The organism is Desulfuribacillus alkaliarsenatis, from assembly GCF_001730225.1.
Classification (GTDB): domain Bacteria; phylum Bacillota; class Bacilli; order Desulfuribacillales; family Desulfuribacillaceae; genus Desulfuribacillus; species Desulfuribacillus alkaliarsenatis.
In genome coordinates this window covers 257,632-274,872 of record NZ_MIJE01000011.1, presented here as the reverse complement: position 1 = coordinate 274,872, position 17,241 = coordinate 257,632, and the positions used below count along the sequence as shown (strand labels likewise).

The window sequence follows — 17,241 nt, the reverse complement described above, 5'->3', positions numbered from 1 at the left end:
CTCCTAACCTTTCCATTGTTGTGTTAATCTATAGGTTCCAAGTAGGACAAAAGTGGTTCCCATAATCATAAACACTGCAACTGTCTTTAATACTACGGCCCAATCTGTACCTATTATAATTTCTAGTATCGTTTGCAATGCTAAAGCATTTGGTAGTACTTTAGCTATTTGATTGATAAACTCAGGTAATATATATATTGGTGCCATACTCCCACCAATAACAGCCATAATAAGTACAGCAATCGTTCCAAATTGATCTGCTGCTTCACTTTTCGCAAGTAGGGTTGCCAAGATAAAACCTAGTGCAATAACAACAAATACATAACTAATGCTTAATAGTACGAGCTGTACGAAGTTGTTTCCCCAGTCTACGCCGTAGAGCAACTTACTACCAGCAATAAGTATCATAATTTGAAGTACTCCTAGTAGGACCCAGCCTGAAAACTTCCCTAGTAAAACACCGAGAATGGACTGCGGAGTAGCTAGTAATCTCAGCATAGTTTTTTGTTGAACTTCTATCATTAAAGCCTTAGCAGCTGTAACTCCTAGAAACAGCACATACATTACGCCCATCCCTACAGCGTAGTAGGCAAATGAAGAAACTATATTACCATTCGAGCTTCCCACTGAAAGCTCTTGTATTACTGGCAAATCAATTGCTCCTTGCCCTCTGTCTCCACCAAACAAAGCTTCCGGACCTGCGAAGGCGCCTGCACTACTGTTACCCTTTGCTCCATCAGGTACACCTATATGTTGCTGTTCATACATTAGGTACAGCATTTTCGTTTGACGAAGAAACATCTCTACTACCGACTCTACTACTTTAACACCTATCCGATTAGGATTATCCGTTGCTATACGGATTTCAATTACATCACCCGCTAGGCTCCAGCCCTTTTCAGTAAAGTCCTCCGGAATTATGACAAAGACTTCAGCCTGATCTCGGGCATTAGTCAACTTTAGTAACTTCTGGACTTCTTCTGAGGTAAATGCAACCTTCTGTAAATAGTCCCCCATTGGACCTCGATCTAGATTTTCCACATAGACTGACATAGGAGCGACTTTAACTTCCCTAGCTTCCCCATCACCAGTGTCGAAAGCATTCGAGAGTGAGATTCCTAATATTCCAATCAAAATCAGAGGAACCAGCAATAATGAAAACAGAGATGTTTTATCTTTTACAAAGGCATAAAACTCTTTGTGTAGCATCCAAAACCATGCCATAATAATCTCCTCCTAATCTCTCAAGGCGCGCCCAGTCAATTGTAAAAACACTGACTCGAGACTTGATTCGACTACTTTCACACCAAGTAGCTTCATGTCTCTCTGCTTAAGGGTTTCTGCAATTCGTTGGATTACCAATTCAGGTTGTTTGTGTAACAGCGTCATTTGATTGTCTGAAATCTTTATCGTCCCTTGGCTCAATGGCTGAAACCATGCTTGTAATTTCTCTGCGGGAGCTAACTCATCATTATCAAAAGCAAACTGTATCTGAATCTCTGCTAAATCTCCAAACTGTTTAATAATATCTTTTACATATCCATTAGCAATCAATTGCCCTTGATCAATTATCCCGACTGTTTCACACAAATATTGAACTTCTTCCATGTAATGACTTGTGTATAGAACTGTCATGCCCTGTCTGTTTAATTCTTTCACCGTTTCCAGGATATGATTGCGTGACTGCGGATCAATCCCTACCGTTGGTTCGTCCATGATCAATAGCTTTGGTTCATGTAATAAAGCGCAGGCGATATTTATTCGGCGCTTCATCCCACCTGAAAAGGTTTCAACTTGGTCCTTCCTTCGTTCTGTTAGACCAACAATATCTAAAGTCCGTTGAACTGCTACCGTAAGCTCTTTGCCAGTTAAATTGTACATACGACCCCAGAACTTCAGGTTATCTTCGGCAGAAAAATCTTGGTATAATGCAATCTCCTGAGGAACAACCCCTAAGCGCATTTGCGCCTGCTTACGACTGTTCTGAATATCATGGAAATCTATTGATACAGTTCCACTCGTCGGCTGCAATAGCCCTGCAATCATATGAATTGTAGTTGATTTGCCTGCTCCATTAGGCCCTAGTAAACCGAAGGATTCCCCTTGATCTACAGAGAACGAAATATTTTTTACCACTTCCTTGCCTGCAAAAGCTTTTGATACGTTTTTTACTTGTAACATGTCTATTAGCTCCCTTCCTTACATTTATCATTTATTGATTGAATATCGCATTTATTTGTTTCACTTGCTTTATTGTTCTATTTGTTTTAATTGTAGCAACGAAAATAACCGACCACCATATGGCAGTCGGTATATCTTTTTTCTATGACTCAGGGCATAGATTTTCTATTGATTTGGTTTTTCTCCTGTTAGGGCGTATATTACTAGATGACTACGTTCGTGCAGGTCAAGCTTACTCATAATATTCGTCACGTGGTTCTTAGCAGTTCCTTCAGTAATATGTAAACTTTGAGCGAGTTGTTGATTAGAGTACCCTTTTCCTATTAACGAAAGAATCTCCCGTTCTCTAGCTGTTAAGATTCCTTCGTCTATTGGAGCTTGTCTTTTGGACAACGAACCCTGCAGCATGCCATTTTGTCCATAGCCTTGAAGTTGAATATGGGTAAGGAGTTTAGCAGTAATTTGTGGTTCTAGCACAGAGCCCCCTTTATATGTTGTGCGAATAGCGTCCATCAGTTCTTCAGAGGGAATATCCTTTAATAGGTATCCACAGCCACCCACTTTAATTGCTTCAATTACGTACTCTTCATCATCAAAGGTCGTTAAAATCAATACTTTTATGCTTGGATTCCACTGATGAATAAGCTTTGTTCCTTGTACGCCGTCACCCTTAGGCATGCGAATATCCATAAGAATAACATCGGGCAAACATTGTTTTGCTACTTCTAAAGCATCTTTACCGTTGTCTGCTTCTCCGACAAATTCCAAATCTTCTTCCAGGTTTAGCATGATTTTCAACCCATCTCGGATAAGCTTTTGATCATCCACTACCATTACCTTTATCAAGGCTATCACCTCATACTGATATTTGAAGCTTGCTAAATTTGTTATGCTAAGAAGGAATCACGATAACTATCTGAACGCCTTCATTCGATGAATCGAGTTGTAATGATCCGTGCAATTTCATAATCCTTTGCTGCATAGCCTGTAGTCCAAAACCGTAATCAAGATTGTCGCTACCCTTGCCGTTATCTTTTATTTGCATTTCAATTGAGCTTGCTAAGTATTTAATAACAATTTGAACTTCCGTAGCTTCTCCATGCCTTTTCGCATTTGTTAGTGCCTCTTGAATTGCACGATAAAGTGTCACCTGTTGTTCACTAGAAAGCTCTTTTCTATTACCATAAAAATCTACTTCTATCTTCATCCCAGTCTGATTTGAAAAATTATCCACTAGCTGCTTAAGAGTTGTTTCCGCTAATAAATTCTCCGTATCCTCTGGCGCTAAAGCACGGACTGACCGCCTCATCTCATCTAGCATTTGTTTGGAAACTTGTAAACAATTTTCAATTACTGACTCTAGTTCTTCTGGCCGCTTCTTTTTTGATAGGCTTCTAGCTGCTTGCAGCTGCATTATTAATCCTGTTGCGCGGTGAGCGACAGTATCATGAATATCTCGAGCTAAGCGATTCCGCTCCTCTGTTATTGCAAGCTCTTTCACGCGCTCCGTAGATTCTTTTAGCTTATGATTTAGTGATTCTAATTCTTCCTTCTGTTGTATCAGCTTACTTACAGCGCTACCTACAAAGTAGAAAAACAAGTATGGAAGTAACTCTAGCATAATCTGAGATATCGTCATGCCAGTTTTATAGTACTCCCAACTATAAGACAATGAATAAATAAAGGCTACACTCGCTAGTAATATACTATATATATTTCTCTCCCACATGTTGCTAAAGAAAATACAGACAGTGATAATTTGAACTGACAATAATCCGATGTAAATGAGATTGGGTGAAAAAAACAGCAGTATCAAAAACAAGATTGTTTCTATTGCTATAAATATTCGTTTCTTAGTAAGGGTGTCAACAAGTCCACGCAGTAGTAAAGTGTTTGTAGTAATTACTACAAGTGCCAAAAATAAAGTATATACCTGACCAGCTACTGAGTTTGTAGGGTATATTACTGACAACATAATCAATAGACCTAGCACCCTTAATATGCCCATATAGTCGTAAGACTGGAGTTCCTTAAACATTACTGCTCACCTACCAATTAAAAAAATCAAGCAAGAATTAAAAAATTCCGTGTTGCATAGTGAAACGCTTATAGATTTGGTGCTTTTTATGATACCTAAGCTGCTGGCTGCAAAGTATATAAGAGAGGGTCTCAACGGCATTTGCTACATGCTTTCCTTTGTTCAGCATAACGCATTCCGCTCGCTGGGCAATCGCTGCATCTATTGCCTCTCCCCTTGCAGGCACACCTTTTTTCGCAAGGTTCTCTAGGTATTGAGTGGCCAATATTACAGGAGTATGTGCTGCATCACAGAGATCCAGAATATCTTCCTGAACGAATGGCAGAGCTTCAATACCTACCTCAACTGCCAAGTCACCACGGGCAATCATAACAGCAAAGTTTGGCACCTCTAATCCCGCTAATAAAATTTTAGTTAAATTATAGACTGCTTCTTTTGTCTCGATTTTTGCGATAACACCTATATGCTCAGCATTTAATTCTTTCAAGGCGTACTTAAGGTCATAAATATCTGCTGGTGTTTGTACAAAGGAATAATTAATGGCATCGGCGTTTTTAACAATAAACTCTAAATCATTTCTATCTATTTGCGTCAGTGCAGGCATGTCTATACTGCCATCTGGAAAGTTTAATCCTTTATGTTCACCGATTTTTGCAGTTCTCGTCGTTGGACTGACGATGAATAATTTCAGGTAGTCTGAATGAACTTCCTCAATAACTGCACTGATTTTACCGTCGTCAATGTAAACTCGTTCTCCAACCTTCATATTATCTAGTGCCCCTGCTGCAATACATGCGATCCCTAAGTGCTGAGATTCCCTAGCCAAATGACCTTGACGTTCAGGGTCTCTATATAGTAACAATATGTCGCCTGCGCTACACTGTAGCTTCGCAGGTCTAGGTCTCATTGGGCCAGTCTTGCATGCAATGTCTGTTTGCTTTTTTAGCGTTAATCCTTCTGTGACAACGGCTGTTTGCTGTAGCTGTACTTTGATCCTATGCTTATTAATATTTTCGATTACATAGAACTTCCGTTTTTTCCCTCTTGCATCGCTGAATTCTAAGCAGTCTCCTGGCTTTAGCTGATTGAAGTTACTTGCTTCGCGTGCTGCAATTATAAAACTACCTTGGGAGCTACCTGTTTTTACTTCTGAAATATTAAATTCAACTGTTACTTCTTCAGTATATTGAGCTTCAATGTCGATAAATCCTTCACGCAAGCCACCATTTTTGACCGTCAGCTTTAATGGTCTACTAATTTGTTCAATACTACCTGTGCGGAGCTTAGGTCCACCTATATCCATTACAATTTTGCATTTCTTCCCAACTCCTCTGTTGCTAGCTGCTAGTTTTCCTTCAGCAATTCGCAAACCTTCAATGAGTCTTGTCCATTGTTCACGATTATGATGTGCACAATTAATCCGAGCTATGTCCATGCCATTAAGTAATAGACCCTCTAACATTCCATCTTGCTCTAAGTAACTAGAATCTAAAGTAACCATAATCCTAGTCTGTCTACCTTTATGCGGTTTCCCTAAGGTATTAATTGCGCGCTGTTCCGTCAGTTTTTGCGCTTGCGCCTTTGTCAATATTGGTAACGTCTGTGTATCGAACGAGTCATTGACTAGGTGGCTAGCTACCTGCTGTATTGAATGGAGTACATGTCCTTCAATATTCGATAATGAGTTCAGACCATGCTGCTCGAGCTGCAATTGTAGTTGATGAATATCGAATCCCCTCAAAATAGCGTAGCATAGTAGATTATCGCGACTAAGCTGCTTCTGAGAATCTGTTACAGTTATTGAATGGTTTTTTGCAAGCTCAGTTGCTTTACTAACAATCGCATCATGAAGTGCTAGTAGATCTTTTCCAATATCCATACTAAATCTCCCGTCGCATACTTAATTATCGTCGTTTTTTGTCTAATATAGTATTGTTCATGCCTAGCTAAATCATTATCGGAGCTTATTGCCAATTTCACCACTTAGCAATCTTGCGCATAAGCCAAGGGCGGTGGATTGTTACTGCCTTCTTTGGACATAGCTCTTGGCAGCAGAAGCAGCGGATACAAGGATTCAAATCGACAATCGGTCGCTTGTCTACCATCGAAATAACATCTGCTGGGCAATGCTCAGCACATACATTACAGCCAACGCACATGCTGTGGTCAAAGATTGGCTTAGGCTGTAGCATTGAATTCAGAATTGGCTGCAGAAACTTAGGTGTGTTTTTCATAAATAACGTGACTTGACGTATTGGTGGGATATCAAAGTCTTTGATTAAAAAATGTTCAATTGATTTTCCTTGCACGTCAATATCAGTTAAAGTGCCTGTACACAAGCCGCGTAAGCTACTTAATTTAATTGTCGGTACATCAAGGGGGTTAAGATTAATTAGTGAGCTAGCAACGACATCTAAGTGGTAAGGACTCGTTGACGCAATCACTGCACCAATATTTCGCGGATTCCCAGCCGACGGACCAGCACCTTCCATGCCGACAATACCATCCATAAATGACAGCACAGGATTTCCATAAGCACAGATATCAACCAACGCATTACAAAAATCGTCAAGCTCTGGCATTTTAAAGTGATATTCCGCCTTCAGCATACCAGGAATAATACCAAACATGTTTTTCACAGCACCAGTAAACATTGTCATACCATGGGTCTTTAACTTCGATACGGAAATTACCTTGTCTACATCCAGTAGCATTTCTGTAACCGTCAAATGTTTTAATAAAAGGCCGTCTGGATTATCTACGTTCATATGGTTTGTGTTGTAGTTTAATTGGATTCTTGTTCCATAGCCTTGTGCTTCTGCAAGCTCTTCAACAACATTAGTAATTCCACAATACTTATAGATGCCCTTGAGCATTTTCTCGTTAAAAGGTCCTCCAGGACTGTCCCCGATAATAACGTCAGCTCCATATTCTAAGAGGGTTTCTGCCAAAGCCTTTACGAACAGAGGGTGGGTGGTCGTTGCTTCCTCAGGCCGCTTTTTCATTAGCAGGTTCATTTTAAGTAAAACCTTGTCCTCTGCTGCAATATAGCGCCCAATGCCCCCTAGCTGCTGGAAACTTTCTGCGATGGATTGCTTCAGTTGTCCGTACTCATACTCTCTACATTCCACTAAAGAGACAGTTGTTTTCACTTAATAACGTCCTCTCTGTTAATATCTCTGTTATTATCTCTGTTATAATTATGTGATTCTAAACCTGCGTATCAGTTATGCTATTTCTAATATCTGCGTATCAGTCGTAGTAGCCGCTCCTGACCTTTACTTGATAATCCAAGCTTGTCTATCTCTTGTTCGAGCTTGTCATTGTCGCCGTAACCAACAATATATCCATTTACCCGCGCCGTCGCTGTTGAATTTATAAAATCCTGCCAATCTGGATATATGGTGCGGTATTCTTCTGCTATTTCCTTATCTAGCTGCAGGTAATATTTTTGATGATAATTTTCAGCCAAGTAAAAGCTTCGCATTGGCATAAGCTGCGTATAGATTTTCCCATACTGCTGTTCAGCTCGCAGGTAAGATTTCTTTGCAACACGCTCTTGTTTTTCATCATGATATAAAAGGATAGGCAGATATTGCCTAGAGTATACGCGCCTGCTTGGCGTATGGTACTTCCAGAATAAATGCACTACTTCCTCAAAACTGATTTCTAAAGGATTGAAATCAATTTGCAGTACCTCTGTGTGATCCCCAATCCGTTCGTAGGTTGGGTTTGCTGTCGTTCCCCCTGCATAACCGACGCGGGTACGGTAAACCCCCTCTGTGATGCCAAACCTAGCATCAGGACCCCAGAATCAACCGAGGGCCAATGTCGCCGTCTCTAAATTGCTAGGCGCCTCTATATCTATGATTGGTATATCAGCTACTCTTAGGTCACTAGCATGATTGTCATGGGTTTGCATTGTGAAGACTCCTTTCTATTCATTATCGCTATTTACTTATTTGCTCGTTTGCTTAATGTGTATGTTCATAGCTTTGAGTTCTTTCATTAGCCAAAGTCGGCTGTCTATTAAGCCTCGATTCAACAATTGTATAAAAGACAGGCAGCACGATTATCGTAAGCAGCGTCGACACTAGCAAGCCACTCATAATCGAGATGGATAACGGCCTGAACAATTCACTCCCTGAAAGCACTAGCGGAACCAGCCCCATGGTTGTCGTGATTGTACTTAACAAAATCGGACGGATGCGTTTCTCCACGGCTTCGTAGCAGGCCACCTGGATTGCTACGTTGTTGCTTCGTTCACGGTTAATATAGTCCACTAGAACAATCGCGTTATTAACCACAATTCCGAACAAGCTGACAATTCCAAGCATTGCCGTAAAGGATAACGGCTGCTGGAAAAGATAGAGACCAACAATTGAGCCTGTAGCTGACAAAGGAATTGTAATTAATATTAATAACGGCTGACTAAAGGAGTGGAACTGAACAAGTAAGATACCAAAAATCAATAGCACTGCGAATATTGCTGAATAGCCAATTTCACCGAAATATTCATTAATCTTTTCTCGTTCCCCATCAAAGGCAATCCCAACTCCCTGGATGTTAGCAGTAAGCAAGCGTTGCTCTAATTGCTCTTGAATGCGAACAGGATTATAACCAGATAAAACATCACTATATATGGTTACTGATTTGTCTTTATTATATTTATTTATGGCTGGAATTTGTTGCTGTATACGAATTTCAGCTAAATCCTTCAAGGAAGTTTTACTACCCGTTACCGAAGAGGTTATACCAATTCGCTCTAGTGAATCCAGTGCTAGGATGTCGCTTTTGATAATAACTGGATACTCTTTGCCAGATTGCCTTAGGACTGTAGCTTCCCTGCCCCGCAAGGCATTACTGATTTCCCTTTGGATATCGTATTTAGAAATTCCGACAATTGCAGCACGGGTGTCATCGACGTCAATAAATAACTCATGGCTTTTTTTCGGAACATTAGAATGGACGTTGGTAGTGCCTTCGATGTCCTCTAATAGCAGTTGAATTTCATTGGCTACAGAGTACAGATAATCTAAATCCTCACCGTAAACGCGCAAGCGCACTGGCGACCCAATTGGTTCACCTTGTTCTAATTCAGTGACAATGACAGTGCCCCCCGTAACCATCTGATTAATTTCGCTTTGTAGCAGTTCAACAAGCTGTGTATTTTTCACAAAGTCACTACGACTTAAGTCTAGCTCTACGGCGATTTGAGCAAAATCCTGGGAAGGAATAGAAATGTTCATTGTATTAAAAAACTTAGGTAGTCCTGCTCCCACAACTGTTGTATAGTTCGTTACTTCAGAAAACTCATTAATAATATCTTCAACCTGGAATGCCAATGATTCGGTATAATCAAGGTCTCCAAAGCGCTCAGCCGTTATATCAATATGGATGAGCTGTTTATCCGCCTTCGGGAAAAACTGCAATCCTAGCTGGGTGACCGTGAAGCCAGCAAGTCCGATAACCGCCACTAAGCATAAGATAGTAAGAACTCGCCAACGCATAGCCGTAGTTAACACGTATAGAAACAAAGCACGAACTGGCGAGCTTTTGCTTTCCTTTAGCTCTGGCTTGAAAAACAGGTACGCTAATGTAGGCGTAACTAAGATTGCTATCAAATACGAAGCAGATAACGAAACGATTACAATTAGCGGTAAGCTGCGAATGTATTCACCTGCCACATTAGGTAATAACAATAACGGCAAGAACGCAGCTATTGTTGTTAGCGTGGATGTACCTACAGGCATTGCCACGTCACGCACTCCTTCTATACAGGCATGGAGCCGTTCCTCACCCCGGTCGAGACGAACCTGAATCGTATCACTAATGACAATTGCGTTGTCTACAAGCATACCTAAAGCAATGATTAAGGCCACAATAGAAATCTGATGAATTTCTACCCCTAAGAAACGCATCGCTCCAAGGGTTATTAATATTGCTATGGGAATCGCTGTCGATACTACAATTGCGTTTCTAAAGCCCATACCCAAAAACACAACTGTCATAACAAAGGCCATTCCTAGCAACAGGTTTGTTACGAACTCCTTGACTGCTTGATCCACATCCCTAGGCTGGTTTAACACATAGGATACGTCTATATGTGCTGGCAGCTGCTCAATAAGTTCACTTAAGTGCTTATCAATCTCCGCACCAACATGGACTATATTTACGTTGTCTTTAAAATAACCTGTTAATAAAATTGCTTCTCTGCCATTATGATAAATTCTTTGGTTATCTTCAGCGTGCACTACGTTTATCTCTGCGATATCACGCAAGCGTAAAATTGATCCTGACTCAGAGGCCAGCAGAATTGTTTCCTTAATATCTTCTATCGTCTCATATGATTGGGGCGTTTTCACAGGGATTCTTGATTGATTATTCTGCAGATTGCCAGATGGTAAATCTGTATTTTGCAACTGTAGTCTTTGGCTAATGGCATCTAACGACAGTGGCAGGTAGAATAGCTGATCCATATCTACTGCAACTTGGATCTCTTTATGTGCTTCTCCTTCTAAGTCAATCCGCGAAACACCATTGACGCGCCGTAGCTGCTGTCTAATAAGTTCACCATATGCCACTAGCTGCTCATTACTATCTCCTGATACAGCAAGAATAAACCCTGCTGTATCGGCAAGGTCAACATTGATATCTATATCTTCAACTCCATGGGGCAAGCGTCCCTGGAGGTCTCTCATCTTAAGACGCAAATCCTCCCAAGCTTTGTCTATATTTGCATCTTGATGAAGTCGCATGACTACTATAGACAAGCCTTCTGTAGAGGTTGATGTGGAATAATCAAAGCCACGTATTGTAGCTATTTCATCTTCTATTTTATCCGTAACCATCAAATCAACGTCTTCAGGAGAGGCCCCTGGATATAAAGTAGTAATTACTGCTATTGGCGCTTCAATTTCAGGAGCTTCCTGCTTGGGCGCTATATGATAGCTATATACGCCAAAAAATGCCGTTAAAATAACTGTAAACAGCGTAACCTTTCTATATTGAATCGCTGACTTAATGATTCTATATAGCACATCTGGCCCTCCTCTTAATTAAGTACCAATATTTCGTCGCCGTCAGTTAAGCGTCTCATTCCCTCGATGATAATACGCTCCCCTGCGTCGATTCCGTTAATACGAGCCTCACTAGCTGTAAACTCTTCTATGATTACATCACGTCTTTGGGCACGCTGCTGATTAACTACATATATAAAGTCTGTATCATCAGCCATAATTACATGTATTGGCACCCATACTCCCGTGCTATTTTCAATGGTAAATGTAACTGTTGCAAGTGCCCCTAATAGCAACCTATCATTGTTTGCTGATGCTGAGTCTTGTGGTGACACCGATGCTGATGCTGATTCTTGACCTTTAATCTTTTGCAAAGTCACTGGGTATAACCTTGTTGTGTTATCTGGAATTGTACTAATTGAGCTCACTTCCCAGGTACTCGCCTGCTGGTTAATAGTAACTGACGCTTGCATACCTACTGAAATACTATCTAAATCCCGTTGCGGCACCCCGACGGTAATTACCTTTTGCTGATTGCGAACGACGACCAGAGGCTGTCCTGCTCCAATAACTTCTCCTTCTTTAAAAAGTACATCTAATATATACCCATCAATCGTAGCCCTTAGTTCTGCATCCGTTCGCATTTGTAATTTGTGCTCGTAATCTACTTGTGCACGCTCGAGCTGGGTCTGCAGATACTGCAAATCTTCAACATCTGCGCCCCGTTCTACCTGTGCTACAAATTCTTCTGCCTGCTTCACTTCATTCTCCCGGATATCAAGCTCTAGGTTAATAGCATCTAGTTCTTGACGAGGAACTGCACCAGCATCATAAAGAGCTGAGATTCGCTCCTGTTGGTCTTTTGTATACTCATAGGCATCGATAGCCTGTTGTAATCTTAACCTTGCTTGGTTGATCTCCTCCGCAGCCGCGCCACGCACAGCTTTGTCATATTGAGCCTGAGCAGCTTGAATTTGGGCTTCAGCGTCACGAATCGCAAAATCAATCTCCCGTGTATCGAGTTCAGCTATCAGCTGATTCCTACGGATGAACTGATCTTCCTCTACATACAGTTTGTTAATCTTCCCTGAATTTTTAAAACCGAGACGTGTAACTTCATCTATTTCCACAATGCCTGTATAGCTTAAGGTGACAGCTCGCTCTTGCTCCTCAGCCTGCTGAACACGAACTGGCTTCCCCTGCTTTTCAATAACAGGCGCAGCTTCAGGCGAACATGCACTTAATAAGCCTAGCAATATAAAGCTAAATAAAACAACTATGAATTTATTACGCTTTATCTGATGATTTTGTAAAGTCACCGATTCTCCTCCTAAACAGTTACTGCTATGCTATAAAAAATTTATCACCATTCTACTAATCATGTTTTACTTCTTCTATGTTCGTAATCGTCGTCTGTACTGGCTCGATACTAGCAGTCTTCCCTTGCCCTTTGTATATTTGAATAGTAGCTATAATACGCTCACGAAGCCACAGCATAGCCTTCGTGTTAGAGCAAGAGTAGATAGCCAGGGCGCACCAGATAAAGGCAAAGCTTACAGCGTGCACAAGCGTAAACGGCTCTCTAAAAAGAAAAATCCCAATACCTAAACTAATCGTCGGCGCCAAATATTGAATAAAGCTAATTGTTGATAGCTTAATGCGATTAGCCGCCTGGGCAAACCAGAGCAGTGGCATTGCCGTTGCAATTCCTGCACCCATTAGTAGTAAGGTAATACTATCAAAGGCAAAGGTGAATGAACCTATTCCGTCCTGCTGTAAAAATATTATATAAATCAAGGCAACCGGGGTAACAAAGGCTGTCTCCGTAGCCAACCCTGTCATTGAATCGAATTTAACCATTTTCTTAACTAAACCATAAAAACCAAATGAAACCGTCAAAATCAATGCAATCCAAGGAATGCTACCATGCTGCACAGCGATAATTAGTACCCCTGTCGCAGCAAATATCAAGGCAACACCTTGCCAGAAATTTAATCGTTCTTTTAATATTGTAATCGCCAAAAACATACTAAATAAAGGACTAATATAATAGCCAAAGCTAGCTTCTACTAGCTGATTACTGTTAACAGCGTAAATATAAGTGAACCAGTTACCACTAATTAATAGCGAGCATACTAGCATCGCCAAACGGTTCTTCCGACTTGATAATGTAACCTTAATATCTTCCCAACGACCATATATCGCTAAAATACCTATTACAAATACAAAGGACCAAACAATTCTATGGGCTAAAATCTCTGCCGCTGGCACTGATTCTAGTAGCTTCCAATATAAAGGCAACACGCCCCAGGCTATATATGCCAGCAAAGCGAAGCTGACACCAGCCACTTGTACTTTTTGTCCTTGATCCATCTTGTCCCCCATGGTATAACTCCCTATCTTTCATATATTGATTTTCTTAAAAACCACACCGCTAAAGTGCTAAACATTGATTTCTATTGTATACTAAATAATTATAATATAATAGCATCCGAACTTATATAGCGGAGGACTTTTAACTATGATTTATAAAACCTATGACACATTATTAAAACATTATGATAGCCAAAACTGGTGGCCAGCAGATACACCCTTTGAAATAATGGTAGGCGCTATCCTTACACAAAATACTTCCTGGCAGAATGTCACTAAAGCTATCAATCAATTAAAACAATATCCAGGTAATAACCCACTTAATCCTCAGCTTATGTATGCAATGACTCAAGAAACTTTAGCAGATTTAATTCGTCCAAGTGGATTTTATACAATCAAGGCGAAGAGATTACATAATTTTTTGGAATGGTTTAATAGTAAGGATTTCGATATCTCAAATCTATTACCTATAGATACGCAAACATTGCGGGCAGAATTACTATCAATCAATGGTGTTGGAAAAGAAACGGCAGACTCTATATTGCTTTATGCCTTGGACAGACCAATCTTTGTTATAGATGCATATACAAGACGTATTTTTGAACGACTTGGGTTACAAATCCCTAAAAACTACGATGAATTTCAGTCGATATTTGAACAAAGCCTCGAGCACAATCCAAAGCTCTATAATGAGTACCATGCCCTGATAGTCAGACATGCAAAAGAATACTGCAAAACGAAACCACTTTGTAATAACTGCTTTATCCAATATTGTCAAGCAAAACGAAAGTGAGGTTAATACTATGAAAGAGTCTTTAGGTAATCCAGACGAATTAAAAGACAATCTAATAAAGCGACTTAATCGAATTGAGGGACAGATTCGTGGCGTAAAAGGTTTAATAGAAAAAGATACATACTGTGATGATGTTCTAAACCAGATTGCTTCTATCCAATCTGCTCTAAATGGTGTAGGAAAGGCAATCATTGAAAACCATATGAAGCAATGTGTTACAAGAAGAATTAAAGCAGACGACCTAGATGTAATCCCTGAGTTTCTAAAGACGATTAACAAGTTAATGAAATAAGTAAGCGCATAACAACTTGACACATATAGGGTAGGGGGGTACACTATGTTTATTAGGCATTGAAGGGGGATTTATAATGAATAAGGTAATCCTTAGTATTGAAGGGATGTCATGCGCCGCATGCGTGAACCGAATAGAAAAACGGCTAGCCAAAATTGACGGCGTGCATGAAGGTAACGTTAATCTCAGTAATCATAAAGCGATGGTTGTTTTCGATGAGCAGAAAACATCATTATCAGAAATCACTGCAGCGATTGAGAGGCTTGGCTTTAAGGCGTACCCTGCTCAGCTTGAAAAAGTTACTATCCCTATAGGTGGTATGTCTTGTGCAGCCTGCGTAAATCGTATTGAAAAAGCCGTTTTGAAAATAGACGGCGTCGTAAGCGCCTCTGTTAATTTAGCAACCCATAAAGCTGTTGTTGAATTTGACGCAGCTGTTACCACTTATAGTGTCATTAAAGAGCGGATAGAGTCCCTAGGCTTTGAAGCCTTTGATTTAAAGCGGGAAACCTCTGAGGATCGTGAAAAAGAACAGCGCGAAAAGGATATGAAGAAGTTAAAGTTCGACTTCATTTTAGGCGCTGTCCTTACGACAATTGTTCTTATCGGTTCCCTGCCCCATATGATGGAGGGCTGGGGCGAATGGGTTCCAACAATACTGACTTTGCCAATTACACTACTGGTTCTTACTACACCAGTACAATTCGTGTCTGGTTGGAGATTTTATAAAGGTGCATACGCTGCACTATCCCACGGCACAAGTGATATGAATGTACTCGTAGCGATGGGGACAACTTCCGCATGGCTATATAGTGCGCTTATGACCATATTCCCTACTGCTATGACAAACCTTGGCTTCCCATATCAGCTTTACTATGACGTAGCAACCGTAATCACTACGTTAATCTTACTTGGTCGTATATTAGAAGCAAAAGCCAAAGGCAAGACATCGGAGGCAATTCGTCGCCTTATGGGCATGCGCTCTAAAACTGCCAAGGTAATCAGAAATAACGAAGAAGTTGATATACCAATCGAAGAGGTAGTTGTCGGGGATGTAATTGTAGTGCGTCCTGGAGAAAAAATTCCTGTTGATGGTGTACTTGTCAGCGGACAATCAGCCGTCGATGAGTCAATGTTAACTGGAGAGAGCATCCCTATCACTAAACGTGAAGGCGATGAAGTTATTGGTGCAACAATTAATAAGACTGGTTCCTTTAGATTCAAGGCTACTAAAGTCGGAAAAGATACAATGCTTGCCCAAATTATCCGACTCGTCGAAGACGCCCAAGGTTCTAAGGCGCCTATACAGAAGATTGTTGATAAAATCTCAGCTTACTTTGTTCCCGCTGTTGTAGTGACAGCTATCTTAAGCTTTATCCTATGGTGGACATTTGGACCTGAACCATCATTAATATTTGGATTGACTACTTTCATTGCTGTATTGATTATCGCTTGTCCTTGTGCTTTAGGCTTAGCCACCCCGACTGCAATTATGGTTGGTACGGGTAAGGGAGCAGAAAATGGCATTTTAATCAAAGATGCACATAGCTTAGAAATGGCGCACAAAATTACCACTGTCGTTCTTGATAAAACCGGAACAATTACTGTCGGTGCTCCTTCATTAACAGATATAGTGCTTGCTACGGATTTTAAAGAGAATGAAGTGCTCCAGTTAGTCGCTTCTGTTGAAACTGCTTCAGAGCATCCTTTAGGTGAGGCGATTGTTAAAGCTGCTAAAGAACGAAAACTAACATTAGAAGAACCAACAGAATTTGATGCAATTCCAGGTCAAGGAATACGTGCGAGTGTAATGAATCAAGAGATACTAATCGGAAACGCTCGCTTAATGTCTAATAACAATATTTCCGTATCTGAGAATTTATCAGTAGTTGCCGACAAGCTAGCAGACGAAGGAAAAACGCCGATGTTTATCGCAATCAACAATGTATCAGCAGCCATAATTGCAGTTGCCGACACCGTAAAAGAACACTCAAAACAGGCAATTAAGCACTTACAGCAACAAAACATTGAAGTTATCATGCTGACAGGAGATAACCGTCGCACCGCGGAAGCGATTGCACGGGAAGTAGGTGTGGATCGTGTCTTCTCAGAGGTTCTACCTGACCAAAAATCGGAAAAGGTAAAAGAACTACAGGATGAAGGGAAAATCGTAGCAATGGTCGGTGATGGCATTAATGACGCACCTGCCCTCGCACAGGCAGATGTTGGAATCGCCATCGGCACTGGTACCGATGTGGCTATGGAAGCATCCGACGTTACATTGATTTCAGGCGATTTACGTGGTGTTCCGACATCAATAGATTTATCCAAAGCAACAATGAGAATGATTTGGCAAAACCTTTTCTGGGCATTTGGCTATAACGTCGTCCTTATACCTGTAGCTGCTGGACTATTGTGGCCATTCTTCGGCATCCTATTAAACCCAATGCTAGCTGCGGCCGCTATGGCCTTTAGTTCAGTGTCCGTAGTTATGAACACAATGCGCTTAAAATACTTTAAGCCAGCTAAGGAATTCTTATAAAGG

General features: G+C 40.7%; 12 protein-coding genes and 1 pseudogene. 3 read left to right on the top strand and 10 right to left on the bottom strand.

Annotated features, from left to right (window positions below):
- Positions 1–3 precede the first annotated feature (3 nt).
- The 10 genes and pseudogenes from BHF68_RS07020 to rarD form a co-directional block, all read right to left on the bottom strand.
- On the bottom strand, positions 4–1,224 hold the full coding sequence (locus BHF68_RS07020) for an ABC transporter permease (RefSeq protein WP_069642925.1): 1,221 nt from the start codon (positions 1,222–1,224) through the stop codon (positions 4–6).
- 12 nt (positions 1,225–1,236) lie between these two features.
- A complete protein-coding gene (locus tag BHF68_RS07015; RefSeq protein WP_069642924.1) occupies positions 1,237–2,181 on the bottom strand; it encodes an ABC transporter ATP-binding protein in 945 nt (314 codons plus the stop codon).
- 165 nt (positions 2,182–2,346) lie between these two features.
- Entirely contained in the window at positions 2,347–3,027 is a 681-nt protein-coding gene (locus BHF68_RS07010; protein WP_069642923.1) for a response regulator, read from the bottom strand.
- 46 nt (positions 3,028–3,073) lie between these two features.
- On the bottom strand, positions 3,074–4,219 hold the full coding sequence (locus tag BHF68_RS07005) for a sensor histidine kinase (RefSeq protein WP_069642922.1): 1,146 nt from the start codon (positions 4,217–4,219) through the stop codon (positions 3,074–3,076).
- 37 nt (positions 4,220–4,256) lie between these two features.
- Positions 4,257–6,098: a pyruvate kinase gene (locus BHF68_RS07000; protein WP_069642921.1), complete on the bottom strand. Its 1,842-nt coding sequence runs from the start codon at positions 6,096–6,098 to the stop codon at positions 4,257–4,259.
- A gap of 97 nt (positions 6,099–6,195) precedes the next feature.
- Positions 6,196–7,371 (bottom strand): DUF362 domain-containing protein, encoded by a 1,176-nt coding sequence (locus tag BHF68_RS06995; RefSeq protein WP_069642920.1) that lies wholly within the window; start codon positions 7,369–7,371, stop codon positions 6,196–6,198.
- Positions 7,372–7,457: 86 nt separating this feature from the next.
- A pseudogene (locus BHF68_RS06990) lies at positions 7,458–8,021 on the bottom strand (peptide-methionine (S)-S-oxide reductase); the annotation flags it as partial.
- Positions 8,022–8,193: 172 nt separating this feature from the next.
- Positions 8,194–11,259, bottom strand: a complete 3,066-nt coding sequence (locus BHF68_RS06985) for an efflux RND transporter permease subunit (RefSeq protein WP_069642918.1) — start codon at positions 11,257–11,259, stop codon at positions 8,194–8,196.
- Positions 11,260–11,273: 14 nt separating this feature from the next.
- Positions 11,274–12,557, bottom strand: coding sequence for an efflux RND transporter periplasmic adaptor subunit (locus BHF68_RS06980; RefSeq protein ID WP_069642917.1), 1,284 nt, complete (start codon positions 12,555–12,557; stop codon positions 11,274–11,276).
- A gap of 55 nt (positions 12,558–12,612) precedes the next feature.
- Entirely contained in the window at positions 12,613–13,611 is a 999-nt protein-coding gene (rarD, locus tag BHF68_RS06975; protein WP_069642981.1) for an EamA family transporter RarD, read from the bottom strand.
- A 148-nt stretch (positions 13,612–13,759) separates the two neighbouring features.
- Here rarD and BHF68_RS06970 point away from each other — a divergent pair, with 148 nt between their 5' ends.
- From BHF68_RS06970 to BHF68_RS06960, 3 genes are all read left to right on the top strand, one after another.
- Positions 13,760–14,404 carry an endonuclease III domain-containing protein gene (locus BHF68_RS06970; RefSeq protein WP_069642916.1) on the top strand — a complete coding sequence of 215 codons (645 nt, stop codon included), beginning with the start codon at positions 13,760–13,762 and terminating at the stop codon, positions 14,402–14,404.
- Positions 14,405–14,414: 10 nt separating this feature from the next.
- Positions 14,415–14,696, top strand: a complete 282-nt coding sequence (locus tag BHF68_RS06965; protein WP_069642915.1) for a metal-sensitive transcriptional regulator — start codon at positions 14,415–14,417, stop codon at positions 14,694–14,696.
- Between the two features lie 76 nt (positions 14,697–14,772).
- Positions 14,773–17,238: a heavy metal translocating P-type ATPase gene (locus tag BHF68_RS06960; protein ID WP_069642914.1), complete on the top strand. Its 2,466-nt coding sequence runs from the start codon at positions 14,773–14,775 to the stop codon at positions 17,236–17,238.
- The last annotated feature ends 3 nt before the right edge of the window (positions 17,239–17,241 follow it).